This window comes from Aeromonas sp. 130281 (assembly GCF_056642115.1).
The window spans coordinates 84,245-106,859 of the sequence record NZ_JBWVQS010000002.1; the positions used below are offsets into that span (position 1 = coordinate 84,245).

At 64.2% G+C, this 22,615-nt stretch carries 21 protein-coding genes; 9 read left to right on the forward strand and 12 right to left on the reverse strand.

The genetic code is table 11. The features are described 5' to 3' along the window. Positions 1-19 precede the first annotated feature (19 nt). Entirely contained in the window at positions 20-838 is an 819-nt protein-coding gene (gene djlA, locus AC1IN8_RS07385; RefSeq protein WP_479758505.1) for a co-chaperone DjlA, read from the forward strand. A gap of 68 nt (positions 839-906) precedes the next feature. Here the strand turns inward: djlA and AC1IN8_RS07390 are convergent, their stop codons facing one another. The 4 genes from AC1IN8_RS07390 to AC1IN8_RS07405 form a co-directional block, all read right to left on the reverse strand. After that, on the reverse strand, positions 907-2,262 hold the full coding sequence (locus AC1IN8_RS07390; RefSeq protein ID WP_171272518.1) for an NCS2 family permease: 1,356 nt from the start codon (positions 2,260-2,262) through the stop codon (positions 907-909). Positions 2,263-2,524: 262 nt separating this feature from the next. Then, positions 2,525-2,860: a hypothetical protein gene (locus AC1IN8_RS07395; protein ID WP_429109349.1), complete on the reverse strand. Its 336-nt coding sequence runs from the start codon at positions 2,858-2,860 to the stop codon at positions 2,525-2,527. 169 nt (positions 2,861-3,029) lie between these two features. Further along, positions 3,030-4,697: an energy-dependent translational throttle protein EttA gene (gene ettA / locus AC1IN8_RS07400; protein ID WP_005329110.1), complete on the reverse strand. Its 1,668-nt coding sequence runs from the start codon at positions 4,695-4,697 to the stop codon at positions 3,030-3,032. 317 nt (positions 4,698-5,014) lie between these two features. Beyond that, a complete protein-coding gene (locus AC1IN8_RS07405) occupies positions 5,015-5,857 on the reverse strand; it encodes a lytic transglycosylase domain-containing protein (RefSeq protein ID WP_479758506.1) in 843 nt (280 codons plus the stop codon). A gap of 357 nt (positions 5,858-6,214) precedes the next feature. On the opposite strand from AC1IN8_RS07405, the gene AC1IN8_RS07410 reads away from it, so the two are divergent. From AC1IN8_RS07410 to AC1IN8_RS07420, 3 genes are all read left to right on the forward strand, one after another. After that, complete coding sequence (locus tag AC1IN8_RS07410; protein ID WP_479758507.1) at positions 6,215-6,955, forward strand: glycosyltransferase; 741 nt, start codon at positions 6,215-6,217, stop codon at positions 6,953-6,955. Between the two features lie 88 nt (positions 6,956-7,043). Further along, entirely contained in the window at positions 7,044-7,442 is a 399-nt protein-coding gene (locus tag AC1IN8_RS07415; RefSeq protein WP_479758508.1) for a lipid-A-disaccharide synthase N-terminal domain-containing protein, read from the forward strand. 86 nt (positions 7,443-7,528) lie between these two features. Then, a complete protein-coding gene (locus AC1IN8_RS07420) occupies positions 7,529-9,217 on the forward strand; it encodes an ArnT family glycosyltransferase (protein WP_479758509.1) in 1,689 nt (562 codons plus the stop codon). 55 nt (positions 9,218-9,272) lie between these two features. Here the strand turns inward: AC1IN8_RS07420 and AC1IN8_RS07425 are convergent, their stop codons facing one another. Both AC1IN8_RS07425 and AC1IN8_RS07430 read right to left on the reverse strand, forming a co-directional pair. Then, positions 9,273-10,271 (reverse strand): NAD-dependent epimerase, encoded by a 999-nt coding sequence (locus AC1IN8_RS07425; protein ID WP_479758510.1) that lies wholly within the window; start codon positions 10,269-10,271, stop codon positions 9,273-9,275. Beyond that, positions 10,268-11,629, reverse strand: a complete 1,362-nt coding sequence (locus AC1IN8_RS07430; RefSeq protein ID WP_479758512.1) for a UDP-glucose dehydrogenase family protein — start codon at positions 11,627-11,629, stop codon at positions 10,268-10,270. Before AC1IN8_RS07430 ends, AC1IN8_RS07425 begins: the two co-directional genes overlap by 4 nt. Positions 11,630-11,942: 313 nt before the next feature. On the opposite strand from AC1IN8_RS07430, the gene AC1IN8_RS07435 reads away from it, so the two are divergent. Beyond that, on the forward strand, positions 11,943-12,551 hold the full coding sequence (locus AC1IN8_RS07435; protein WP_202047080.1) for a YitT family protein: 609 nt from the start codon (positions 11,943-11,945) through the stop codon (positions 12,549-12,551). A 359-nt stretch (positions 12,552-12,910) separates the two neighbouring features. Here AC1IN8_RS07435 and AC1IN8_RS07440 read toward each other — a convergent pair whose 3' ends face one another. The 3 genes from AC1IN8_RS07440 to AC1IN8_RS07450 are packed head-to-tail and all read right to left on the reverse strand — an operon-like array spanning position 12,911 to position 15,600. Further along, complete coding sequence (locus tag AC1IN8_RS07440) at positions 12,911-13,717, reverse strand: heme ABC transporter ATP-binding protein (protein WP_479758513.1); 807 nt, start codon at positions 13,715-13,717, stop codon at positions 12,911-12,913. 15 nt (positions 13,718-13,732) lie between these two features. Beyond that, positions 13,733-14,764 (reverse strand): FecCD family ABC transporter permease, encoded by a 1,032-nt coding sequence (locus tag AC1IN8_RS07445; RefSeq protein WP_247627176.1) that lies wholly within the window; start codon positions 14,762-14,764, stop codon positions 13,733-13,735. After that, a complete protein-coding gene (locus AC1IN8_RS07450; RefSeq protein ID WP_247627175.1) occupies positions 14,761-15,600 on the reverse strand; it encodes a heme/hemin ABC transporter substrate-binding protein in 840 nt (279 codons plus the stop codon). Before AC1IN8_RS07450 ends, AC1IN8_RS07445 begins: the two co-directional genes overlap by 4 nt. A gap of 168 nt (positions 15,601-15,768) precedes the next feature. Between AC1IN8_RS07450 and hutX the strand changes: the two genes are divergently transcribed. Continuing rightward, positions 15,769-16,281 (forward strand): heme utilization cystosolic carrier protein HutX, encoded by a 513-nt coding sequence (gene hutX / locus AC1IN8_RS07455; RefSeq protein ID WP_005329147.1) that lies wholly within the window; start codon positions 15,769-15,771, stop codon positions 16,279-16,281. Beyond that, positions 16,278-16,835, forward strand: coding sequence for a heme utilization protein HutZ (gene hutZ / locus AC1IN8_RS07460; RefSeq protein ID WP_005329149.1), 558 nt, complete (start codon positions 16,278-16,280; stop codon positions 16,833-16,835). The genes hutX and hutZ overlap by 4 nt, the downstream gene beginning before the upstream one ends. 70 nt (positions 16,836-16,905) lie before the next feature. Here the strand turns inward: hutZ and AC1IN8_RS07465 are convergent, their stop codons facing one another. From AC1IN8_RS07465 to AC1IN8_RS07475, 3 genes are read right to left on the reverse strand one after another with little or no spacing between them, the layout of a single operon-like run. Continuing rightward, positions 16,906-17,310, reverse strand: coding sequence for a hypothetical protein (locus tag AC1IN8_RS07465; RefSeq protein WP_025328092.1), 405 nt, complete (start codon positions 17,308-17,310; stop codon positions 16,906-16,908). 39 nt (positions 17,311-17,349) lie between these two features. After that, positions 17,350-17,904 carry a cysteine hydrolase family protein gene (locus AC1IN8_RS07470; protein ID WP_139434982.1) on the reverse strand — a complete coding sequence of 185 codons (555 nt, stop codon included), beginning with the start codon at positions 17,902-17,904 and terminating at the stop codon, positions 17,350-17,352. 25 nt (positions 17,905-17,929) lie between these two features. Then, positions 17,930-18,904: a ChaN family lipoprotein gene (locus AC1IN8_RS07475; RefSeq protein ID WP_479758514.1), complete on the reverse strand. Its 975-nt coding sequence runs from the start codon at positions 18,902-18,904 to the stop codon at positions 17,930-17,932. A gap of 201 nt (positions 18,905-19,105) precedes the next feature. Here AC1IN8_RS07475 and AC1IN8_RS07480 point away from each other — a divergent pair, with 201 nt between their 5' ends. Together AC1IN8_RS07480 and AC1IN8_RS07485 are read left to right on the forward strand one after the other, a co-directional pair. Further along, positions 19,106-21,199, forward strand: coding sequence for a TonB-dependent hemoglobin/transferrin/lactoferrin family receptor (locus AC1IN8_RS07480; protein WP_479758515.1), 2,094 nt, complete (start codon positions 19,106-19,108; stop codon positions 21,197-21,199). 263 nt (positions 21,200-21,462) lie between these two features. Beyond that, positions 21,463-22,605 carry a 3-phenylpropionate MFS transporter gene (locus tag AC1IN8_RS07485; protein WP_479758516.1) on the forward strand — a complete coding sequence of 381 codons (1,143 nt, stop codon included), beginning with the start codon at positions 21,463-21,465 and terminating at the stop codon, positions 22,603-22,605. The last annotated feature ends 10 nt before the right edge of the window (positions 22,606-22,615 follow it).

Consider the following 22,615-nt stretch of genomic DNA (forward strand, 5'->3'; position numbering starts at 1 on the left):
CATCACGAGGTCTTGAACCATGCGTATTTGGGGTAAGGTGCTTGGCGCCTTCTTCGGTTTTCTGCTCGGCAACATCTTCGGCGCCCTGCTCGGCCTCTGGATCGGCCACCGCTTCGATCGGGGCATGGGCATTCGGGGGGCGTTCCAGCGAGCTCCCAGCCAGCAGCAGCAGGCGGTCTTCTTCCACGCCACCTTCGCCGTCATGGGCCACATCGCCAAGGCGAGCGGTCAGGTCACCGAGCACGAGATCCGGGTCGCCTCCAGCCTGATGGACAGGATGCGACTCTCCGGCGAGCAGCGGGTGCGGGCCCAGGAGTCGTTCCGTCAGGGCAAGGAGAGCGATTTTCCGCTGCGCGAAACCCTGGCGGAGTTCCGCCGCGCCAGCCTGGGGCAGCGCGACATCCTGCGCTTCTTCCTGGAGGTGCAGCTGCAGGCCGCCTTTGCCGATGGCAAGGTGGAGGCCAACGAGCGTGCCATCCTGCAGACCATAGCGGACGAGCTCGGCTTCAGCCGTATCGAGCTGGCGCGGATCCTGGCGATGGCGGAGGCGCAGATGAACTTCTTCCACCGCCAGCAGCAGAGTGGACAAGGGCAGCAATACCGGCAGGAGGCCCCCTCCCCGGATCGCCTCAAGGATGCCTACCAGCTGCTGGGGGTGAGCGAGAGCGACAGCGATCAGGATATCAAGCGCGCCTATCGCAAGGAGATGAGCAAGCATCACCCGGACAAGCTGGCCGCCAAGGGGCTGCCCCCCGAGATGATGGAGATGGCCAAGGAGAAGACCCAGGAGATCCAGCAGGCCTGGGAGTGGATCCGCGAGGCCCGCGGCATCCGTTGAACCCTGCCCTTTGCCAGCCATAAAAAATGCCCGTCGATGACGGGCATTTTTGTATGCGAAAGCCGGGATTAGTGGCTGTCGACCCAGACGAACTTGAGCACGAACAGCAGGGCCACCACCAGCACGCAGGGGTTGATCTCGCGCCAGCGGCCGGTGCCCGCCTTCATCACGCAGTAGGAGATGAAGCCCACGGCTATCCCCTCGGTGATGGAGAAGCTGAACGGCATCATCACCGCTGTCATGAAGGCCGGCACCGCCTCGGTCAGGTCTTCCCACTTCACCCGGGTCAGCTCGGAGCACATCAGCACCCCCACGTAGATGAGGGCGCCGGCGGCGGCATAGGCCGGCACCATGGCGGCAACCGGGGAGAAGAAGATCGCCAGCAGGAACAGCACGCCGACCACGATGGCGGTCAGGCCGGTACGGCCGCCGACGGCCACCCCTGAGCTGCTCTCGATGTACGCCGTCACGGAAGAGGTGCCCATAAAGGCGCCGCCGACCGAGCTCACGCTGTCCACCACCAGCGCCTGCTTCATGCGCGGGAAGTGGCCCTTGTCATCCGCCAGCTTGGCGCGGTTGGTGACGCCGATCAGGGTGCCGGAAGAGTCGAACAGATTGACCAGCATAAAGGAGAAGATGATCCCCGCGAGGCTGATGTCCAGCGATCCCATCAGGTCCAGCTGACCGAAGACGGGGGTGATGCTCGGCGGCACAGAGACAAAGCCCTTGAAGGTCACGTCGCCAAACAGCCAGCCCAGGGTGGTGGTGACGACGATGGCGATCAGCACGGCGGAGTGCACACCGCGGGCGGAGAAGATGCAGATCAGGAAGAAGCCGAGCAGCCCCAGCAGGCAGGGCAGGGAGGTGAGGTTGCCCACCGTCACCATGGTAGCGGGGCTGGCCACCACTATGCCGGCGTTGTGCAGGCCGAGCAGGGCGATCAGCAGGCCTATGCCGGCTGTGATGCCGACCCGCAGGGTGAGGGGGATGTTGGCAATCAGCCAGTAGCGTACCCGCAGCAGGGTGAGGATCAGCAATCCTAAGGCGCCCCAGAAGATGGTGCCCATGCCGACCTGCCAGGAGTAGCCCATGCCGGCCACCACCACGAAGGCGAAGAAGGCATTCAGCCCCATGGCGGGGGCCAGGGCGATGGGCAGGTTCGCCAGCAACCCCATGAGAATGCTGCCGATGCCGGCGATGAGGCAGGTGGTGACGAACACCGCCTGGGTGTCCATGCCCGCCGCAGAGAGGATCTGCGGGTTGACGAACACTATGTAGACCATGGTCAGGAAGGTGGTGATGCCGGCGATGACCTCGGTGCGGGCCGTGGTGCCATGGCCTTTCAGGGCAAACAGGCGCTCGAGCAATCCTTGCCCGGCGGCCGGGTTGGCTGCCTGCTCTGTGGCGTTGTGTGGTTGATTCATGTTGGATTCCAATGGGTGACGTGAAATAAGCAGCAGGCGAACAGTCAACCCCATCCATGGGGGCTGGGTTGCCCTGTTTCTGGCGACTGAGCGACCAGACTCGTCCTGATACCGTGACAGCGCGCACATTTTTACACAGGCGGCGACGTTTACAAACCCCGGATCTGCGAGGCGGATCAATGAATAGAGTAAAAATTCAAACGTTTGCCCGTCGAGGTGCAAAAACAAGGTTCGATAGAGGCTTGTGTTGCCATGGTGCCCCTCAGCGGCTCTTGAGGTAGCGCTCCACCAGCTGGGCCAGCACTGCGTCGCTGTGCTCCTGCAAGGTGGCGAGCGTCAGCCCCATGCGCTGCAGCAGCAGGCTGGCCTGTGCCTCGCTCAGGGTGCGCCCGTCGATGAAGTAGGCCTGCTCGGGCAACTGCTTGTCATGACGGGGGAGCAGCACCCAGCTCACCCGCTCGGGTTCGATGGCGGCAAAGATCCGGCTGGCCGCGGTGCAGAAGGTGTCGATGTGGCGCTTGCCATCCGGGCCCAGGCAGCCGGGTTCGATCCGGATCTGGATGGTGACTCTCTTCGGGGGGGCGCTGGTCTGGGTCATCGGTGAGTGCCGGTAGGGGGAAGCGGGGAGAGTGTAAGCGAAAAGGCAAAAGAAAGGGGAGCCCGGGCTCCCCTTGTGACGTTGCAATCCCCCTGATGGGGCGATGCGCTTATGTATCTGGAGCAGTGCGGCTGGGCCGCCTCGCTCCAGTTCATGGCAGCGTAGTCGCTTACTTGGCGATGCGCTTGTACTTGGCGCGGTGCGGCTGGACGGCGTCGGCGCCGTAGGTCTTCTTCTTCCACTCTTCGTATTCGGTGAAGTTGCCCTCGAAGAAGGCAATCTTGCCCTCGTCCTGGTAGTCCAGGATGTGGGTGGCGATACGGTCGAGGAACCAGCGATCGTGGGAGATGACCATGGCACAACCCGGGAACTCCAGCAGGGCGTTCTCGAGGGCGCGCAGGGTTTCGATGTCCAGATCGTTGGTCGGTTCATCCAGCAGCAGGACGTTGCCGCCGGTTTGCAGCAGCTTGGCCAGGTGCAGACGGCCGCGCTCGCCACCGGACAGCTCGCCGACCCGCTTCTGCTGATCGGCGCCCTTGAAGTTGAAGCGACCTATGTAGGCCCGGCTCGGGAACTCGTAGTTGCCGATGCGCAGGATATCCTGACCGTCGGCGACTTCCTCGAACACCGTCTTCTTGTCGTTCATGCTGTCGCGGAACTGATCCACCGAGGCCAGCACCACGGTATCGCCCAGGGTGATGGTGCCGGAGTCCGGCTGCTCCTGACCCGACATCATGCGGAACAGGGTGGATTTACCAGCGCCGTTCGGACCAATGATGCCGACGATGGCCCCCTTCGGAATGGAGAAGGAGAGATCGTCGATCAGCTGGCGGTCACCGTAGGACTTGCAGAGGTTTGCCACCTCCACCACCTTGTCGCCGAGACGGGGTCCGGGCGGAATGAACAGCTCGTTGGTCTCGTTGCGCTTCTGGTAGTCGTTGGTGTTGAGCTCCTCGAAGCGAGCCATACGGGCCTTGGACTTGGCCTGACGGCCTTTCGGGTTCTGACGCACCCACTCCAGTTCCTTCTCGATGGACTTGCGACGGGCCGCTTCCGAGCTGGCTTCCTGAGCCAGACGGGCGTCTTTTTGCTCCAGCCAGGAGGAGTAGTTGCCTTCCCAGGGGATACCCTCGCCGCGGTCCAGCTCCAGGATCCAGCCCGCCACGTTGTCGAGGAAGTAGCGGTCGTGGGTGATGGCCACGACGGTGCCCTCGTAGTCGTGCAGGAAGCGCTCCAGCCAGGCCACGGATTCCGCATCCAGGTGGTTGGTCGGTTCGTCCAGCAGCAGCATGTCCGGCTTTTCCAGCAGCAGACGGCACAGGGCTACCCGGCGGCGCTCACCCCCGGAGAGGTGCTTGATCTGGGCGTCCCAGGCCGGCAGGCGCAGGGCGTCGGCCGCGCGCTCCAGCTGGTTCTCCATGTTGTGACCACCCTGGGCGGCGATGATGGCTTCCAGCTCGCCCTGTTCGCGGGCCAGCTTGTCAAAATCCGCATCCGGGTCGGCATAGGCCGCATAGACCTCATCCAGGCGAGCCATGGCGCGTTTCACCTCGCCGACCGCCTCTTCCACCGCCTCGCGGACCGTCTGCTCCGGATCCAGCTTCGGCTCCTGGGGCAGGTAGCCGATCTTGATGCCGGGCTGCGGACGGGCCTCCCCTTCGATCTCGGTGTCTATCCCCGCCATGATGCGCAGCAGGGTGGATTTACCGGCGCCGTTCAGACCCAGCACGCCTATCTTGGCGCCCGGGAAGAAGGAGAGGGAAATGTTCTTGAGGATATGACGCTTGGGCGGCACGACCTTGCCGACCCTGTTCATGGTGTAAATAAATTGAGCCATTGGCTAATTCTCTTCCTTTTCAGCAGTTTAATGTCTTTGCATTAACAAACTGACGTCGTGGTGGGGCCTGGTCGGCAGAGGCCGACCCGGTTCCAAAAAACCCGTCGATTGTAAACCAATGGGAAGAGGGCGGCAAAGTAGACAACCGGGGCATTGAGTGCAGGGAGCCCCATCGGCAGAGGGGGGAAAAGAGGCGGGCATCTGGCAGATGCCCGGTCAGGGTTTCGGGCCGAACTGGCTTAAGACTTCCTTAATTCTGGCTCGATAGGATTCATCAGCCGACCTTGAGAAGTCATGGGGTCAGCTTGTGCCAGGGGTCAGCGGGGCCGCCTGGTGCTCTTGGCCGCGTCCTGCCCCGAGTAGTAGAGCACCCGCTGCACATACTCCTGGGTCTCCTGGTAGGGCGGTACGCCGCCATGACGGATCACGGCCTGTTCACCGGCGTTGTAGGCGGCGCTGATCCTGACCCAGTCGGGGCCAAACTGCTTCTCCAGCCACTTCAGGTAGATCATGGCGCCGCGGATGTTCTGCTGGGCGTCGAAGGGGCGGGTCACGCCGAAGCGCACCTGGGTTTCGGGAATGAGCTGCATGACCCCTTGCGCCTGCTTGGGGGAGACGGCTGTGCTGTTGAGATTGGACTCGGCGATGGCGATGGCGAGCGCCAGCTGGGGGTCGACCTTGTGACGGTGGGCGGCCTGGCGGATCATGACGGCCAGCTTCTGTTTGGTGAGGGATTGGCGGGCCAGATAGCTATCCTGATCGAAGGGGGTGCTGGGGCGCACCCAGGGAGCGCCTCCTCCACCCCCGCCGATGCCGCAGGTGCCAAGGGGAGCGTTGCCCACCCGCTCGTTGTAGTAGCGAGCCGCTTGCTGATTGCCAAGGCGCATGGCCATGGCGAGGTAGGCGTTGGCGTGGCGGGGGCTGCGGATCCCCTGGGGCCCGCGAGCCAGCAGGCGGCCGATGCGATAGTAGGCTTCCGGGTTGCCCAGGCTGGCCGCAGTGCAGTAGTGGGCTATGGCTCGCCGCGGGTTGCTCTGCTCCATGGCTGCGCCCTGGCGCAAGGCGCTCATGGCCTTGGGGGCCTGGCGAAAGGTGTCGGCATGGGAGTAGGTGGCAAGCAGCAGCAGGACTCCCCAGCCCCAGGTGCAGAGTCTCTGCATGATGGATACCTCGAATTAGTATCCGGAAGATATAGGCCCGATATGGGGGGGGCGCCAGCCAGGGGATGGAACATCTGGTTATGTGTCAGGCCATCAGAGATGAAAACGGTCTGGAACTTTTGGCAGAGTAAAAAAGCGCTCCTGGTGAGTGTGATGGGGAGTCTGGAGTGTACGCGATCAATCCCTCTGCTTGCGGCACAACTAAAATTGATAGATTTATTATTTCTGGGGCAATAAACTGCCGGCCTTGCACTCTAACGTCTTGTATTTGCATGATGTTAGCGAGCTTGTCGATAAAATAGAAATGGGGGACGCAGTCGAACCGATTGCATCCTTCGTCATGATTGGGAAGCGCATATGGTTGATTCGATCGATGTCTCTGTCGTGGTGCCCGCCAAGGATGAGCGGGACAATCTGGCCCCCCTCATCGGCGAGATCGATGCCGCGCTGGCGGGGAAATACAGCTACGAACTGATCTATGTGGACGATGGCAGCGAGGATGACAGCTATGCCTTGCTCTGCGGTCTGAAGGCGCAGTTCCCCGCGCTGCGGGTGGTGCGTCATGCCAGGGCCGTCGGCCAGAGCATGGCGGTGCTGAGCGGCGTGCGCCATGGGCGCGGCGACTGGCTGGTGGTGCTCGACGGCGATGGCCAGAACGATCCGGCCGACATTCCCGCCATGCTGGAGGAGGCCAGGCGCCGCTTCGCCTCGGACAAGAATCAAGTGGGGCTCATCGGTCACCGTGTCAATCGCCGGGATGACTGGGTGAAGCGCCTCTCGTCCAGGCTGGCCAACGGTTTTCGCGATCTGCTGCTGCGGGACGGCATCCCGGATACCGGCTGCGGTCTCAAGGTGGTGCGGCGCGACTGGTATCTGCGCCTGCCCGGTTTCAACCATATGCACCGCTACATTCCGGCCCTGATCCAGGCCCAGGGCGGGCGCATGTCCCCCTGGCCGGTCAACCACAGGCCACGGCAGGCGGGTGTCTCCAAGTACGGGGTCTGGAACCGGCTCTGGGTCGGGCTGGTGGACGTGGTCGGCGTCTGGTGGCTGCAGCGCCGATCCAAGGTGGTCGAAGTCAGGGAGATGCTGGAGTGATGGAGCCCCTGCTTTCGTTGCCATCGATCTGGCTGGATAGGGATGAGGTTGCCCTGCATGTCGGCGGGTTGCACTCGGGAGGGCGGCGATGATCGATGCCCTGCTCTCCATGGAGCTGACCTGGTTCGACTGGACCGGCCTGCATGTCACCGGCTGGAAGCTCATCGGCTACACGGGGGCGCTGATGTTCGGCGGCCGCTGGCTGGTGCAGTTCCTGGCCTCCAAGCGGGCCGGCAAACCCGTCATCCCGCGCCTGTTCTGGTACATGAGCGTGCTCGGCAGCCTAATGACCCTCAGCTACTTCGTTTTCTCCCCCAAGCAGGACTCCGTCGGCGTGCTGCAGAATCTCTTCCCCACCTTCACCGCCCTCTACAGCCTCTACCTGGATATCCAGCACAGGGGCTGGAAGCGGGACAAACTCGTCGAGGACAACGAGAGCCGCCATAGCAAGGCCGTCGATGACAACGAGATCCGCCATGGCAAATAAGCATGTCCAGTTCAGTCGTGTCCCTCTGGTCATCCCGCATCAAGGCTGGAGACGTGGCAAGCTCGTCGATGTCAATGAGGTCCACCATGGTAAATGACCGCTTCCTGCTCAATCAGGCCTCCCTCGGCTGGCTGCTGCTGATCGCCCTGATAGTGCTGGGTGCCGGCCTCGGGCTGCGGGATCCCTGGCCCGCCGACGAGCCGCGCTTCGCCCTGGTCGCCAAGGAGATGGTGGAGAGTGGGCAGTGGCTCTTCCCCATGCGCGGCGGCGAGATCTACCCGGACAAGCCCCCCTTGTTTATGTGGGGCATCGCCCTTGGCTATCTGCTGACCGGCTCCATCAAGGTGGCGTTTCTGCTGCCCTCCCTGCTGGCGGGCCTGCTGACCATCGCGCTGGTGTGGGATCTGGGTCGCCGCCTGTGGAACCCGGCAACGGGCTTCATGGCCGGGCTGCTGCTGCTGTTTACCGTCCAGTTCACCCTGCAGGCCAAGACGGCCCAGATAGACGCTCTGGTGACCTGCTTCATCACGCTGGGGGTCTACGGTTTCGTGCGCTTCCTGCTCTGCGGGGGAGGCTGGCGCTGGTACTGGCTCGGCTGGTTTGCCGCCGGGCTCGGCATCATCACCAAGGGGGTGGGGCTGCTGGCCCTGTTGATCCTGATCCCGGCAATCTGGACCCACAGAGACAGGATCCGTGCCGTCCCCCCTGTCGACTGGTTGAAGGCGCTGGCGGGGCCGCTGTTCATGCTGCTGGCCATCGGGCTGTGGCTGGTGCCCATGCTGACGGCGGTGGCCCAGAGCGGGGATCCTGTACTGCAGGCCTACAGAGACAACATACTGCTACGCCAGACGGTGACCCGCTATGCGAATGCCTGGCATCACGTCAAACCCTTCTGGTACTACCTCAGCTCGGTAATCCCGCCGTTCTGGCTGCCCCTCTCCCTGCTGCTGCCCTGGCTGGTGGTGGCGTGGCGCAAGGCCATCCAGAGGCAGGACAAGCGCATCATACTGCTGTTCGGCTACCTGGTGCTGGTGGTGCTCTTCTTCTCCCTGTCGCCGGGCAAGCGCGGCGTCTATGTCACGCCAGGCACCCCGGCCCTGGCACTGCTGACCGCGCCCTACATAGGTTCACTGCTGGCGCGGGTCTGGCCCGGCCGCCTGCTGGGCGGGCTCGGCTGGTTGCTGGGGATCATCTGCGTGGGCGGCGCGGGGGCGCTGGCCGTCAGCGACAAGCTGGCGAACCGGCTGGGGGAGCTGGGACCGGCCCCCTGGCTGCCCCTGCTGGTGCTGGGGGCGGCGCTGCTGCTGGTCAATGTGCTGCTGCGCCGGGCGCCGCTCAGCGCCATCCTCTGTTCGCTGGCGGTGGGTTGGCTGCTCTACTCCTGCTGGATCTGTGTGCGCCTCAACGACATGCGCACGCCGCAGGGGGTGATGGCGCGGGCACAGCAGGAGGTGCCCGCGGGGGACGAGCTGCTGCTGGCCGGTTTCAAGGAGCAGCACCTGCTGTTCGCCCGGCAGCCCGTGCAACATTACCCCTACCTGCTGGGGGATGGGGAGCAGGCTCGCGAGGCGGCGGCCTGGGTGGCGGCCGGGCCCGGGCGCCATGTGCTGGGCAGTGCGGATCTGATGGTGCTCTGTTTCGAGCCCGAGAAGATGGTAAACCTCGGCAACCGCCATCGCACCGACTGGCTGCTGGCAGGCGCTGAGGCCCTCAAGCCCGCATGTCAGGGGCTGGCCCCAAGGCTCGAACCCTTCCGCTATACCCCTGGCCCCTGAGGCCCCAGCAAGAGGGGCTGCCACTGGCAGCCCCTTTTCATTTCAGGCGTTCGGGTCAGACCCCGTAGTAGGCCCTGTACCAGTCGACGAAACTCGCCACCCCTTCTCTGAGGCCCACGCGGGGCCGATAGCCGGTGGCATCGAACAAGGATTCGGTATCGGCCCAGGTCGCCTGCACGTCCCCGGCCTGCATGGGCAGCAGGTTGCGGATGGCCCGCTTGCCGAGCGCCGCCTCTATGGCCTCCACGAAATCCAGCAGTCGCACCGGGCTGCCATGGCCGATGTTGAAGAGGCGGTAGGGGGCAGGGCTGGCGTCGGCCGCCCCCTGCCAGTCCGGGTCGCCCTGCGGGGGCCTGTCCGCTACCCGCACTATCCCCTCCACTATGTCGTCTATGTGGGTGAAGTCCCGGCTGAGCTGGCCCTGGTTGTAGATGTCGATGGGTTCGCCGTTCAGGATGGCACGCACGAACTTGAACAGCGCCATGTCGGGGCGCCCCCAGGGGCCGTAGACGGTGAAGAAGCGCAGGCCCGTGGTGGGCAGCCCATAGAGGTGGGAGTAGGAGTGGGCCATCAGCTCGTTGGCCTTCTTGCTCGCGGCATAGAGGGAGACGGGGTGATCGACCCCGTCCGAGGTCTTGAACGGCATCTGCTCGTTGAGGCCATACACCGAGCTGGAGGAGGCGTAGACCAGGTGCTGTACCCCGTGATGGCGGCACCCCTCTAGGACGGTGAGGGTGCCGCTGAGATTGCTGTCGGCGTAGGCAAAGGGGTTGTCCAGCGAATAGCGCACCCCGGCCTGGGCTCCCAGGTGGATCACCCGATCGAACCGCTCGCGGGCAAAGAGCGCCGCCATGGCGGCGCGATCGGCGAGATCACCGCGCTCGAAGCGAAAAGCGGGCAGTGGCAGCAGCAGTGCCAGCCGCGCCTCCTTCAGGCTCACCTCGTAGTAGTCGTTGAGGTTGTCCAGGCCAACCACCTGATGGCCGTCGCGGCAGAGCCTCTGCGCCACATGAAAGCCGATGAAGCCGGCGGCGCCGGTGACCAGATACTTCATTGCCGTTGCTCCTCGCGCAATCCGGCGGTCAGGCTGTCGCCCCGACCTATGGCGTAGTAGGTAAAGCCGCGCTGGCGCAGGCGGACCGGATCATAGAGGTTGCGGCCGTCGATGATGAGGGCCTGCTTCAGGGTTTGGCGCAGCAGCTCGAAGTCCGGGGCGCGGAACTGCTGCCACTCGGTGCAGATGAGCAGGGCGTCGGCTCCCTTGAGGGCGGCCTCCTGGGTGCCGCACAGGGTCAGATCGTCCCGCAGGCCGTAGAGGCGCTGGGCCTCGCTCATGGCCTCGGGATCGAACGCCTGCACCTTGCCGCCGGCGGCCCAGATGGCCTCCATCAGCACCCGGCTCGGGGCTTCGCGCATGTCGTCGGTGTTGGGCTTGAAGGCCAGGCCCCAGAGGGCGAAGGTCCGCCCCGCGAGATCTGCACCGAAGTGCTGCTGCAGGCGCGCCATGAGCTTGTGCTTCTGGCCGTCGTTGACCCGCTCCACCGCATGGAGCAAAGGGGCATCGCAGCCAATCTGGCCGGCGGTGTGGATCAGCGCCTTGACGTCTTTCGGGAAACAGGAGCCGCCGTAGCCGCAGCCGGGATAGATGAAGTGATGGCCGATGCGCGGGTCGGCGCCTATGCCCTTGCGCACGGCTTCGATGTCGGCCCCGAGCTTCTCCGCCAGGGTGGCCATCTCGTTCATGAAGGAGATCTTGGTGGCCAGCATGGCGTTGGCGGCGTACTTGGTCAGCTCGGCGCTGCGGGCATCCATCTGGATGATGCGATCCCGGTTGCGGTTGAAGGGGGCATAGAGCTCTTCGAGCAGGGAGAGGGCGTGGGCCGAGTCAGTGCCTATGATGATGCGATCCGGCCGCAGGCAGTCGGCCACCGCAGCCCCCTCCTTGAGAAACTCCGGGTTGGAGACCACCTCGAGGGGCAAGTCGATCCCGCGATCGCGCAGGATGGCGGCGATATGTTGGTGCACCCGGTTGGCGGTGCCGACCGGCACCGTGCTCTTGTTGACCACCACCTTGCCGCCCTGCATCAGCCGCCCTATGGTGTCGGCCACCGCCAGCACGTGCTGCAGATCGGCCGAGCCGTCCTCATCGGGCGGGGTGCCGACCGCGATGAAGATGAGCTCGGCGAACGCCACCCCCTCGGCCACGTCCGTGGTGAAGTGCAGGCGACCGGCCTGATGGTTGGCCTGCACCAGGGGGGCGAGACCGGGCTCGAAGATGGGGATCACGCCCTCTTTGAGGCGCTCGACCTTGGCGGCGTCCACGTCCACACAGGTTACCCTGTGGCCCATCTCGGCAAGCACGGCGGCCTGAACCAGCCCCACATAACCTATCCCGAATACGCTGACTCTCATCTGCTGTCGCTCCGCAGCCTGTGGCAAGGGGGTCATTTTAGAACGATTCCCGCCTGTTGGCAGCGAGATAGCTCGGGTTTTTCAGACGCGCTTCAGGCTGGCTTCAGCTTGAGAGGGGAAGGGCGTGACATATTTTGGTGCAAGGGTTGTAACGCGGCGCTGACGCGCACCATTTCGGCGCATGCGATCCCGTACTTGTGATCCGGGTCACTCAAAACGGACACTGTGACCATAACGAAGCCCCGACTCACGGGGCTCGCGCCCGTCATCGGGTCTCAGACACTCTTTTCACTTCGCTACTGGACATAAGGTTATGGACAACACCCCCCGCTCGGCCCATCCGCTCTATGAGGATGTGCTCGCCCTGCTGACCGCGGCAGGCTTCGTATCCCTCGGCATCTTCCTGTTTCATCAGGTCGGTCTGCTCACCGGCGGTACCGCCGGGCTGGCACTGCTGCTGCAGCAGGTGACCGGCCTGAGCTTCGGCCTGCTGTTCTTCACCATGAACCTGCCGTTCTACGCCCTGGCCTGGCTCAGGATGGGGCCGCGCTTCACCCTCAACACCTTCGCCGCCGTGGCCACCGTCTCCTTCATGACGGATCACCTCAACGCCGTGCTGCAGATAGGCAAGATAGAGCCCGTCTATGCGGCCCTGATCGGTGGCACCCTGATCGGCATGGGGCTGCTCATCATGTTCCGCCACAAGGCGAGCCTGGGGGGCTTCAATATCCTGGCGCTGTTTATTCAGGACAAGTTCGGCATCCGCGCCGGAAAGCTGCAAATGGGGCTGGATTGCGCCATCGTCATCGCCTCCTTCTTCGTGGTCTCCCCCTGGCTGCTGGCGCTCTCCGTGGTCGCGGCCATCATCTGTAACCTGGTGTTGACACTCAACCACAAGCCGGGCCGCTACCAGATCGCCTGAGCCTCCCTCCACTTTGCAAGCAAAAGAGCGCCTGATGGCGCTCTTTTGCTATTCGGGATCCTGACTTGATTCACACCACCATGGGCTGCCCCGTCTTGGGGTGATGGATGGCTTGGACGGGGTAGGCGTGGATACGAAGGACGATGCGCCCGTGATCGCACCACCACCGATATCACACCACCATGGGCTGTCCCGTGTCGGGGTGATGGATCACCTGAGCGGGGTAGTCGTAGAAAGGAAGGGCGATGCGCTCGTTATCACACCACCATGGGTTGCCCCGTCTTGGGGTGATGGATGGCTTGGACGGGGCAGTCGTGGATACGAAAAACGATGCGCCCGTGATCGCACCACCACTGATATCACACCACCATGGGCTGTCCCGTCTCGGGGTGGTGGATCACCTGTGCGGGGTAGTCGTAGAGGCGGGCGATCAGTTCGGGGGTGAGCACCTCTGCCGGGGAGCCGTCCGCCATCAGCCTGCCCTGCTCCAGCATCACCAGCCGGTCGGCGTAGCGCGCCGCCAGGTTGAGGTCGTGCAGCACCACCAGCACGGCGGTATTGCGGGCGGCCAGGGCACGGGCCATGGTGAGCAGCTGATGCTGGTACTTGAGATCGAGGGCCGAGGTGGGCTCGTCGAGCAGCAGCAGTCGCGGCTGCTCGGGATCGGGCAGCCGTTCCGGTGACGGCTCTTGCCAGATCTGGGCCAGTACCCGGGCGAACTGCACCCGCTGGCGCTCTCCGCCGGAGAGGCCGGGATAGAGGCGGCCAGCCAGGTGCTCGACCCCGGCATGGGTCATGGCGGCCCGCACTATCTGGTCGCGGCGGCTGACGGGTTCGCTGTGGGGCAGCCGCCCCATGGCCACCACCTCCTCGCACAGGAAGGGGAAGCTCAGGGACGAGCTCTGGGGCAGCACCCCGACTCTGTGGGCCAGGGCATCGCCGGCCCACTCTTGCCGCTTGCGACCGAACAGGGAGATGCTGCCGTCATAGGCCAGCTCGCCGGTCAGGCACTTGAGCAGCGAGCTCTTGCCAGCTCCGTTCGGGCCGAGCAGGGCGGTCAGGCTGCCCCCATGCAGGTCGAGATCCAGGTTGTCCAGGATGAGGCGATTGCCCCGGGTGAGGTTGAGAGCGCGGCAGGCGAGCAGGGGGGAGGGGGATCCGGGCAAGGTGGCGTTCTCCTGTTACAGCGTCCGGCGACTCTTGACCAAGAGCCAGATGAAGAAGGGGGCACCCAGCAGGGCGGTGATGATGCCCACCGGCATCTCGGCCGGTGCCAGCAGGGTGCGGGCCAGCATGTCGGCCCCCAGCAGCAGGGCGGCGCCGAGCAGGGCGCTGAGCGGCAGCAGCCTGACGTGGTTGGGCCCGGCCAGCAGCCGTACCAGGTGGGGCACCACCAGGCCGACGAAGCCGATCATGCCGGCCACCGCCACCGCCACGCCGACCCCGGCGGCAGTGAGCAGGATGAGACGCCGCTTGAGGCATTGCACATTGACCCCCAGATGACGGGCCTCACCTTCACCCAGCAGCAGGGCGTTGAGGGGGTTGGCATCGCGCATGAAGAGCCACAGCAGGGCGACCAGGGTCAGCAGCGCTAGCCCCACATCCACCGGCTTGCCGGCGGCCAGGGAGCCCATCTGCCACAGGCTCAGGTTGCGCAGCATCTGATCGTCAGCGAGGTAGGTGAGGAGCCCGATCACGGCCCCAGACAGCGCCGTGATGGCGACGCCCGCCAGCAGCATGACGGTGACCGAGGTGCCCCCCTCACGGGTGCCCAGCAAATAGACAAGGGTGGTGGTGAGCGCCCCGCCGAGGAAGGCGAGCAGGGGCAGCAGACCGAGGCCCAGCAGGCTCTGCAACTGCTGGCCTAGGGGGGCCAGCAGCACTATGGCCAGGGCGGCCCCGAGCGCCGCACCGCCGGAGACCCCTATGATGCCGGGGTCGGCCAGGGGGTTGCGAAACAGCCCCTGCATCACGGCGCCGCAGAGGCCGAGAATGCCCCCCACGGCGATGCACAGCAGGGTGCGTGGCAGGCGGATCTCCTGCACTATCAGCAGCTTGTGTGCTTCTATCCCGCTCTCTTTGCCGGCGAACAGGGCCTGCAGACTCTCGCCGAAGGAGAGCGACATGGGGCCGGTGGCCAGCGACCCGACCAGCAGCAGGGCGAGCGTGCAGCCGGTGAGCGCGAGCAGCCAGGGCAGCGGCAGACGCATCATGAACCCTGCTTGATCCACTGGGCTATCTGGTTGGCCTGCTGCAAGGATCTCAGGCTGAGCCCCCCTTGCAGGGCGTGACCGTCGATGGCGTGGATGGCCCTGTTCTTGCCTGCCGGCGTGGCGGCCAGGGCCGGCACCTGGGCCAGCACGCTGTCGACGCTCTGGTATTGCTGCCAGTCACGACCGCTCACCAGCACCAGATCCGGTTGCAGTTCGATCAGGGATTCGGTGGAGACGGGCTTGTAGTCGTGCAAGCGGGCGACCGGGTTGACGCCGCCGGCCAGGGTCACCAGGGCGCTGGCGGTGGTATTGCCGCCGGCTATGCTGGTGGGCTGGCCCTTGTGCAGCAGCAGGAAGGCGACCCTGAGGGGCTTGTTCTGTTTCGCCTGGGCCGCCAGCTTGTCGCTTTGGACGGCGATCTCGGCCTTCAGCCTGGTGCCGGCGGCCTGATTGCCCAGCAAGCCGGCCAGGGCGTCGATCCGCTCGTTGAGGTTGGCCAGGGTGGGTGCCGTCGGCAGCACTGTCACCTCGACGCCAGCCCGGCGCAGCTGTTCCAGAGCCGGTGGCGGCCCCATCTCGTCGCTGCCGACCAGTCGGGTCGGGGCCAGACTCAGTATCCCTTCGGCAGCCAGGGCGCGGTGGTAGCCGACTCTCGGCAGCCCCTTGGGTTCAGGGCTGCTGACGTCGGTGGCAATCAGGCTCTGCTCGCCCCCCAGGGCCATGATGAGCTCTGTGGTGGCCGGGCCTATGCTGACGATACGTTCCTGCGCGACAGCAGGCAGGGAAAGGGCTGAACAGCCGAGCAGGCTGAGTGCGAGGGCAAAACGACGGCCCATGCGAACCTCCGAAGGGTGTATGAGAGTGGGATTGCCGCCGAGAATATCAAGCTCATGAAAAAAATGCACTGATAATGAAAGCGATTATCAATTGCGTTAAGGGGGCCGCTTTATTACAGTATCCGCCGCGAGACCGAGTACCATCGCCAGATCATCCAGGGAGAACCGATGAGCATTGCACAACGCATTCATGCGCTGCTGGAACAAGATCCCAGCGCCCATCCTTCCAGCATCGCCACCGAGCTGGCCGTCAGCGAGTGGGAGGTGGTGCGCCACCTGCCCGCCGAGCTGATGACGCTGGTGCCGAGCGATCAGGCCGAAGCCCTGCTGGCGGATCTGGCCAGTTGGGGTCAGGTGACCACCATTGTGGAGTCCGACGGCTCCATCTTCGAGGTGAAGGCCCCCTTCCCCAAGGGCAAGACGGCCCGTGGCTACTACAACCTGATGGGTCGGGACGGCGAGATGCATGGCCACCTCAAGCTCGACAACGTGGTCGGCATTGCCCTGGTCAGCAAGCTGTTCATGGGCAAGGAGGGGCACTCCTTCCAGTTCTTCGGCCACAGCGGTCGCTGCATTTTCAAGATCTACCTGGGCCGTGACGAGCAGCGTCAGCTGCTGCCTGACCAGGTGGAGCGTTTCAAGGCCCTGCGCCACCAGTATCAAGAGGAAGTGAAAGCATGAGTGAACGTCAGGAGCGTCTGCAGAACCGTCTGCAACCGGAGATCCGCGAATTTCGTGACGGTTGCCGTACCCTGCAGCTCGCGACCGTGGATGGCGAAGGCAACCCCAATGCCAGCTACGCCCCCTTCGTGCTGCAGGAAGATGGCTACTATGTGCTGATCTCCGAGATAGCCCGCCATGCCCGCAACCTGCAACAGGTGCCCAAGGTCTCCCTGATGCTGATCGAGGACGAGACCGGCGCCCGCGAACTGTTCGCCCGCAAGCGACTCACCTTTGACGCGGTGGCCGAGGTGGTGGCACGGGATGACGAGCGCTGGGGCAAGGCGATAGCGGCGCTGGAAGGGCGTTTCGGCGACATCGTCAAAGGGCTCTCCAACCTCAAGGACTTCGTGCTGTTTCGTCTCAAGCCCGAGCAGGGTCTGTTCGTCAAGGGCTTCGGCCAGGCGTTCCGGGTCTCGGGTGACGAGCTGGTGGACTTCGTCCATCTGGTGGAAGGGCACAAGCGCGTCGACAACGGCGCCGAGTTGACCAGCGAGACGGACGCACCTGTCTGAGGCGCGAGGTCATGAGATGAAAAACGGGCAGCCTGGGCTGCCCGTTTTGTTACCTGTCCCCCAATCGGGATCACTCCTGCCAGGAGGCCTTGTTGGGGAAGGCGTCGCGATCGGCCTGGGTGGCGGTCTCGTTGCACTCCCCCCGGATCTTCCAGGAGGTCTGGCTGAGGACTATGTAGCCGGTACGGCAATAGTTGCGCGCCGCCAGCGTCTCGGTCAGTTGCTCGTCCTGCAGGGCCTCGCGTCGCTCCAGCAGGCTCTTACTGTTGCGGCTCAGTCGGCTGTCATCCTCCTGCAACCGACTCGGCAGGACGTCGAGGGGAGCGGCTTCGAAGGTGAAGCGCTTGCTCCCCTCTTCGTTGATGTTGGTATGAAACAGGGGGGCCGGGCCGTCGGGCGTGGTGCCCGGCATTCCGGAGCAGGCCGTGATCGCCGGTAACAACAGCACAAGGGCAACGGCAGAGAATAGACGCACGCAAGACTCCAATCAGGTGATCACTTCAAGGCGGGCAGATTAGCACGCCAGCGCGGGTTGAGCCGCCTCGAGCAGCTGATCCGTGGTGAGCAGGGTTATGCGTCTGCCCTCGGGCAGGTCCAGACGCTGCCACATCCAGTTGTGGTGCTCGATGATCTGCTCGGCGCTCAGGTGGGGACGATCCGCTGTGGTGTGGCCATCCTGCAACACCAGCACCTCAAAGCCATGGGCCGCGGCGCTGCGTACCGTGGTATCGACACAAAAATCGGTGTTGCTGCCACAGAGGATCAGCCGGTCGACGGACTGCTCGGCCAACAGGAAGGCCAGCTCGGTCTCGAGGAAGCTGTCGCACGCCGTCTTGCGTACCCGGCTATCCCCCTTGGCGGGTTGCAGGGCCGGGTGCAGTTGCCAGCCCGGGGTACCGGGCTCCAGCTCGCCCCCTGGCAGCTCGTCATGCTGGATGTAGATGACCCGGCCATGATGCTGTCTGACGTGGGCCGCGGCCCGGTTGATGTTGGCCAGTACCTGTGGCTGTTGGTGATGGGTCGCTTTCATGACCCCTTGCTGCACATCGATGATCAGTAACACGTCCATATTTTACCCGCCGTATCCTGGAAGATTAGGGTTGCAGCCACTGGCTGCAGTCACGGCTGCGGGATTGATGCAGCGCGCCCATATCTTGCTTCATTTCCGCTGCATTTAGCCAGCGTTCCGGCAGGGGGGCTATGTGCACCCGCACGTCGGCACTCCGTCCGGGGGCGGCCTTGCCATCCAGGGAGCCAGTCTCAGGCACCACCAGGGCGACTCTCAGTGCCGGATTGCGGCTGGCGATGCGGCTCGCGATACCCAGCCCCCCCTCCACGTGGAAGTTGCCGGCGATGTGCATGATGCGCCGGCCGGGATGCTGCTCGAGATAATCGACCATGCTCTCGGCCATGGTGTCGTCCCAGCTGGTCTGGGCGGCGAAGCGGCGGGCATTGCCGTCCGCATCCCCATGATGCATGGAGGCCATGAACTTCTGACGATAGGGATCTTCCCCCAGGGTGAGGTCGCGGGCGAGCTGGCTGCGGCGGCTGGCAGGCAGCTTGTCGAGCCACTCGGGGCCTTCCTGACCGACACAGCTCACCAGCGGCTTGGGGGCATTGGCGGCGATCACCGTCAGCTGCTGCGCCTTGGCAAATTCCACCAGGGGGCGGTAGTCGCTCGGGTAGTTGGGCCAGGCATGGCCCTCGCGGATCAGCGTGGATTCGCCGATGCGCCCGGCCAGGTAGGCATCCAGCACCGGTTGATCGGCGCGGGTGAACTGCTCCATGGAGAGCACCAGGGCCCGGCCATCGACGCGCGACATGCCGGCAAGCTGTGCCAGCAGGTTTGCCTGCAACAGGTGCACGGCCGGGTGGCTGTGGAGCTCGCCCACCAGCACTATGTCGGCATCCCTGACCTTGTCCACCGCCTGGGTGAGGCTGAGGGGCCTGTCGTCCGTCCCCTCGCCAAGCTGGTAGTGATAGAGGGTCTGGGGAGGCTGGCTCTGCGGCGGGGTGGCACAGGCGGCCAGCAGCAGGGGCAGGGCGAGCAGGGGGAGTCGTCGAGTCATGGCATCTCACTCACAAAGGCAGAGATTGGCAAAGGTACAGCACCATACGATGGCAGCATGGCGAGCAGGAAAAAAGAGGCGCTAGTGTAAAACCGTTCAGAAGCAAAAGAAAATGAGAATGATTCACTTTATTATTGATCTTTGTCGCGAGCTGGGTAAGATGCCGTTCGGTTGATAATGATTCTCAATAAGGACTTTGCAGTGGCGCACAACAACACCCCCTCTCTGATTGCCCTCGCCGTGGCGGCCGGGCTGGTATCCCCTGCTTTCGCCGCAGACAAGAAAACGGATGAAGTCATGGTCGTCAGCGGCTCCCGCATGGAGCAGAAGCTGGAAGACGTCTCCGGCCCCATCGCCGTCATCACCTCGGAGCAGATCGAAGAGCAGGTCGTCAGCAATGTCGCCGATCTGTTCCGTTATGAGCCGGGCGTGAGCGTGCAGGGCGGGGCGGGGGATGCCCAGACCTTCACCATTCGCGGCATGAGCGAGAACCGGGTCAAGGTGGTGCAGGACGGGGTGCGCCAGAACGACGCCTACAAGAATGGCGGTGTGGGCCAGACCTACTTCGACACCGACATGATCAAGCAGGTGGAAGTGGCCAAGGGGCCGGCGTCCGCGGCCTACGGCTCCGATGCCCTGGGGGGCGTCATCGCCATCACCACCAAGGATGCCGGCGACTTCCTCAAGGGGAAGGACAGCTACCTGGACGCGACCACCGGCTATGCCTCCAGCAGCCACCAGAAGATGGCCGGCATCACGGGGGCGCTGCGCAGCGGCGAGTTCGAGAACCTGTTGCGCTACACCTGGCGCGACGGCGGGGTGACCCAGAACTACGACAGCGACAAGGACGAGTTCGACATCGTCAGCCAGGCGGTGCTGCTCAAGAGCAAGTGGAACCTCTCCGAGGATCAGTTCCTGAAGCTGACGGTCGACTACTTCACCGAGGGGCAGGATCCGGATGCCATCGATCTGACCAAGGCGGGCTCCGTCTTCAATCAGCCGATCACCGATAAAGACACCGACAACCTCTCCCTGGTGCTGGATCACGGCCTGGCCCTGAACGCCCCCTGGGCGGATCGGGTGGACAGCAAGATTTACTACACCCGCACCAAGCAGACCCTGGATCAGTACGCCTCCTCCAAGTATCCGGTCAACCCGCGCAACCCCTATGTGACCAAGAACTCCCTGGATCACAACGGCTTCGAGCAGGAGAGTCTGGGGGCCCAGGTGAAGTTCAGCAAGGCGCTGGAGAGCCAGCGCCTTGCCTGGGGTGTGGAGTATGAGCACACCGACAACGAGCGTACCCGTTTCAAGGCGCCGACCGTACCGGGCGACTTCGTCGGTTACAGCGAGCTGAGCTTCCCGTCCACCACCAGCGAGCGCAGCGCGCTCTGGGCCTTCGACGAGATCAAGTTTGGCGAGCGCTGGGTGCTGACCCCGGGTGCCCGTTACGACTACTACAAGATGACCCCGGACGAGGATCCCGCCTACACCGGCGAGAACATGCAGAAGATCTCCGAAGGGGAGTTCTCTCCCAAGCTGGGGCTGGTGTTCAAGGCACACGAGGCGGCCAACCTGTTCGCCCAGTACAGCCACGGCTTCAAGGCGCCCATGTATGACAACGCCTTCTCCACCCTGAACCACCAGGCCTACGGCTATCGCATCGAGCCGAACCCTAACCTCAAGCCCGAGAGCAGCGACGGCATCGATCTCGGGGTGCGCGGCAGCAGCGGCGGCTTCAGCTACGAGGTGGCGACCTTCTACAACCAGTTTGACGACTTTATCGAGCTGACCGCCGTGGGGACCGAAGGGCGCACAGCCATCTACCAGTACCAGAACCTGGACAAGGCGACCACCAAGGGGGCCGAGGTCAAGGCGGACTACTGGCTGAACGAGCTGGTGAACGTCTGGGGCAACCTGGCCTACATCGAGGGCAAGGACGGCGACGGCAACTACATCAACAGTCTGAGCCCGTTCAACGGCAGCCTTGGGGTGCGTCTGGAGCAGCCGAACTGGAACATCAACACCGCACTGCGCTTCGCCGACGACATGGACAAGGTGGGCAAGGACGCCAGAGGCAACGACAACATCAAGAGCGCCGGCTGGGGCGTGGTGGATATCTACGCCCAGTTCAAGCCGATGCAGGATCTGCAGCTCAACGTCGGCGTCTTCAACCTGTTTGACAAGGAGTACGTGAGCTACGAGAGCATCACGGGCCTTGCGGCCAGCTCGGACACCAGCAACCAGACCGAGCCGGGTCGCAACCTGAGCGCAAGGGTCAAGTACGTGTTCTGATACTTGCCAGTGACGATGATGAAGGGGCCCCTGGGCCCCTTCTCTGCGTCTGGCGGCCCAAACCGGCCCCAAAAAGAAACCCGCCAGGGGCGGGTGTAAGGATTGCAACACTCATCAGGAAGCGGTGTTATCCAGATAGACAGGGGGATGTGACAAAGGTTCAACTTTATTGATATTTATCGTTTTTATCTCCCCTTGCCCCTGGGGATCCCCGCGCCAAAATCGGTTATCATTTGTGCCCCTTGTCCCGCTGCCGAGCCCCTATGCCCGCCTTCTCCTGGTTAGCCCTGTTCTTTGGCGCCTTCTACTTCGTCTACGGCGCCTATCTGCCGTTCTGGTCCCTGTGGCTCGAGGGCATGGGGGTGAGCGCCGAGCAGATAGGCTTGCTGCTGGGGGTCGGCATGGCCATCCGTTTTGCCGGCAACCTGATGGTGATGGGACGGGTCAAGGGGGCCGGTCAGCTGCTGCCCGTCACCCGGCTGCTCTGCCTGCTGAGCCTGCTGGCGTTTCTGGGCTTCTACCTCAGCCACAGCCTCTGGTGGTTGGTGTTGCTGACCCTGGTGGCGAACTTCATCTACCCGACCCTGATGCCCATGGGGGAGGCGCTCGCCACCCGCATGGTGGTGCAGACGCACCTCGACTATGGCAAGGTGAGGCTGTGCGGCTCCTTCGCCTTTATCGCCGCCTCCACCCTGGTGGGGGCCCTGGTGAGCAACTTCGGCAGCGACTGGGTGCTGCACACCATGGTGGCGGGACTGCTGGCCATGCTGGCGCTGAGCGCGCTGCCGCTGCGGCCGGAACCCCAGGAGCTCAAGGGGGAGCGGGCCCGGGCTTCGCTGCTCGTCACCCTCAAGTCAGCGCCGGTGCGCCGCTTCCTGCTCATCACCGCCCTGCTGCAGGGCAGCCATGCCGCCTACTACGGCTTCAGCGCCATGTACTGGAAGGGAGCGGGCTACAGCGGCACCCTGATCGGCTACCTGTGGGCCCTGGGGGTGGTGGCGGAGATCGCCATGTTTGCCGCGGACAAGCGCTTCTTCCACCGCTTCGGGGCCCAGACCCTGTTTCTGGTGGGGGCCGTCGGCTGCGTGGTGCGCTGGGTGCTGCTCGGCGCCTCTACCGAGCTGGCGGTGCTGGTGCTGGGTCAGCTGCTGCACGGGGTCACCTTCTGCATCAGCCACCTCGGCGCCGTGCGCTTCATGACCCGCCAGCTGCCCGCCGAGCAGCAGATCCCCACCCAGGCGCTCTATGCGGCGCTCGGCCTCGGCATGACGGTGGCGGCCCTGATGGCGATCTGCGGTGTGCTGTTCGAGCCGCTCGGTGGGAGCATCTTCTTCATCATGGTGCTGGTGGTGCTGCCGGTCTTCGTCCTGCGGCTGCGCGGGGAGCATGAGGGCGCCGCCGCCTGAGCGGGCACAC

Excerpts from the sequence above, each read along its gene's own strand:
- AC1IN8_RS07415 (WP_479758508.1), top strand. The coding sequence starts at position 7,044 with ATGATCGATGCCCTGCTCTCCATGGAGCTGACCTGGTTCGACTGGACC.
- AC1IN8_RS07410 (WP_479758507.1), top strand. The coding sequence starts at position 6,215 with ATGGTTGATTCGATCGATGTCTCTGTCGTGGTGCCCGCCAAGGATGAG.
- ettA (WP_005329110.1), bottom strand. The coding sequence starts at position 4,697 with ATGGCTCAATTTATTTACACCATGAACAGGGTCGGCAAGGTCGTGCCG.
- AC1IN8_RS07485 (WP_479758516.1), top strand. The coding sequence starts at position 21,463 with ATGCCCGCCTTCTCCTGGTTAGCCCTGTTCTTTGGCGCCTTCTACTTC.
- AC1IN8_RS07405 (WP_479758506.1), bottom strand. The coding sequence starts at position 5,857 with ATGCAGAGACTCTGCACCTGGGGCTGGGGAGTCCTGCTGCTGCTTGCC.
- AC1IN8_RS07430 (WP_479758512.1), bottom strand. The coding sequence starts at position 11,629 with ATGAGAGTCAGCGTATTCGGGATAGGTTATGTGGGGCTGGTTCAGGCC.
- AC1IN8_RS07390 (WP_171272518.1), bottom strand. The coding sequence starts at position 2,262 with ATGAATCAACCACACAACGCCACAGAGCAGGCAGCCAACCCGGCCGCC.
- AC1IN8_RS07475 (WP_479758514.1), bottom strand. The coding sequence starts at position 18,904 with ATGACTCGACGACTCCCCCTGCTCGCCCTGCCCCTGCTGCTGGCCGCC.
- AC1IN8_RS07395 (WP_429109349.1), bottom strand. The coding sequence starts at position 2,860 with ATGACCCAGACCAGCGCCCCCCCGAAGAGAGTCACCATCCAGATCCGG.
- AC1IN8_RS07445 (WP_247627176.1), bottom strand. The coding sequence starts at position 14,764 with ATGATGCGTCTGCCGCTGCCCTGGCTGCTCGCGCTCACCGGCTGCACG.
- hutX (WP_005329147.1), top strand. The coding sequence starts at position 15,769 with ATGAGCATTGCACAACGCATTCATGCGCTGCTGGAACAAGATCCCAGC.
- hutZ (WP_005329149.1), top strand. The coding sequence starts at position 16,278 with ATGAGTGAACGTCAGGAGCGTCTGCAGAACCGTCTGCAACCGGAGATC.
- AC1IN8_RS07435 (WP_202047080.1), top strand. The coding sequence starts at position 11,943 with ATGGACAACACCCCCCGCTCGGCCCATCCGCTCTATGAGGATGTGCTC.
- AC1IN8_RS07450 (WP_247627175.1), bottom strand. The coding sequence starts at position 15,600 with ATGGGCCGTCGTTTTGCCCTCGCACTCAGCCTGCTCGGCTGTTCAGCC.
- djlA (WP_479758505.1), top strand. The coding sequence starts at position 20 with ATGCGTATTTGGGGTAAGGTGCTTGGCGCCTTCTTCGGTTTTCTGCTC.
- AC1IN8_RS07420 (WP_479758509.1), top strand. The coding sequence starts at position 7,529 with ATGGTAAATGACCGCTTCCTGCTCAATCAGGCCTCCCTCGGCTGGCTG.
- AC1IN8_RS07425 (WP_479758510.1), bottom strand. The coding sequence starts at position 10,271 with ATGAAGTATCTGGTCACCGGCGCCGCCGGCTTCATCGGCTTTCATGTG.
- AC1IN8_RS07470 (WP_139434982.1), bottom strand. The coding sequence starts at position 17,904 with ATGGACGTGTTACTGATCATCGATGTGCAGCAAGGGGTCATGAAAGCG.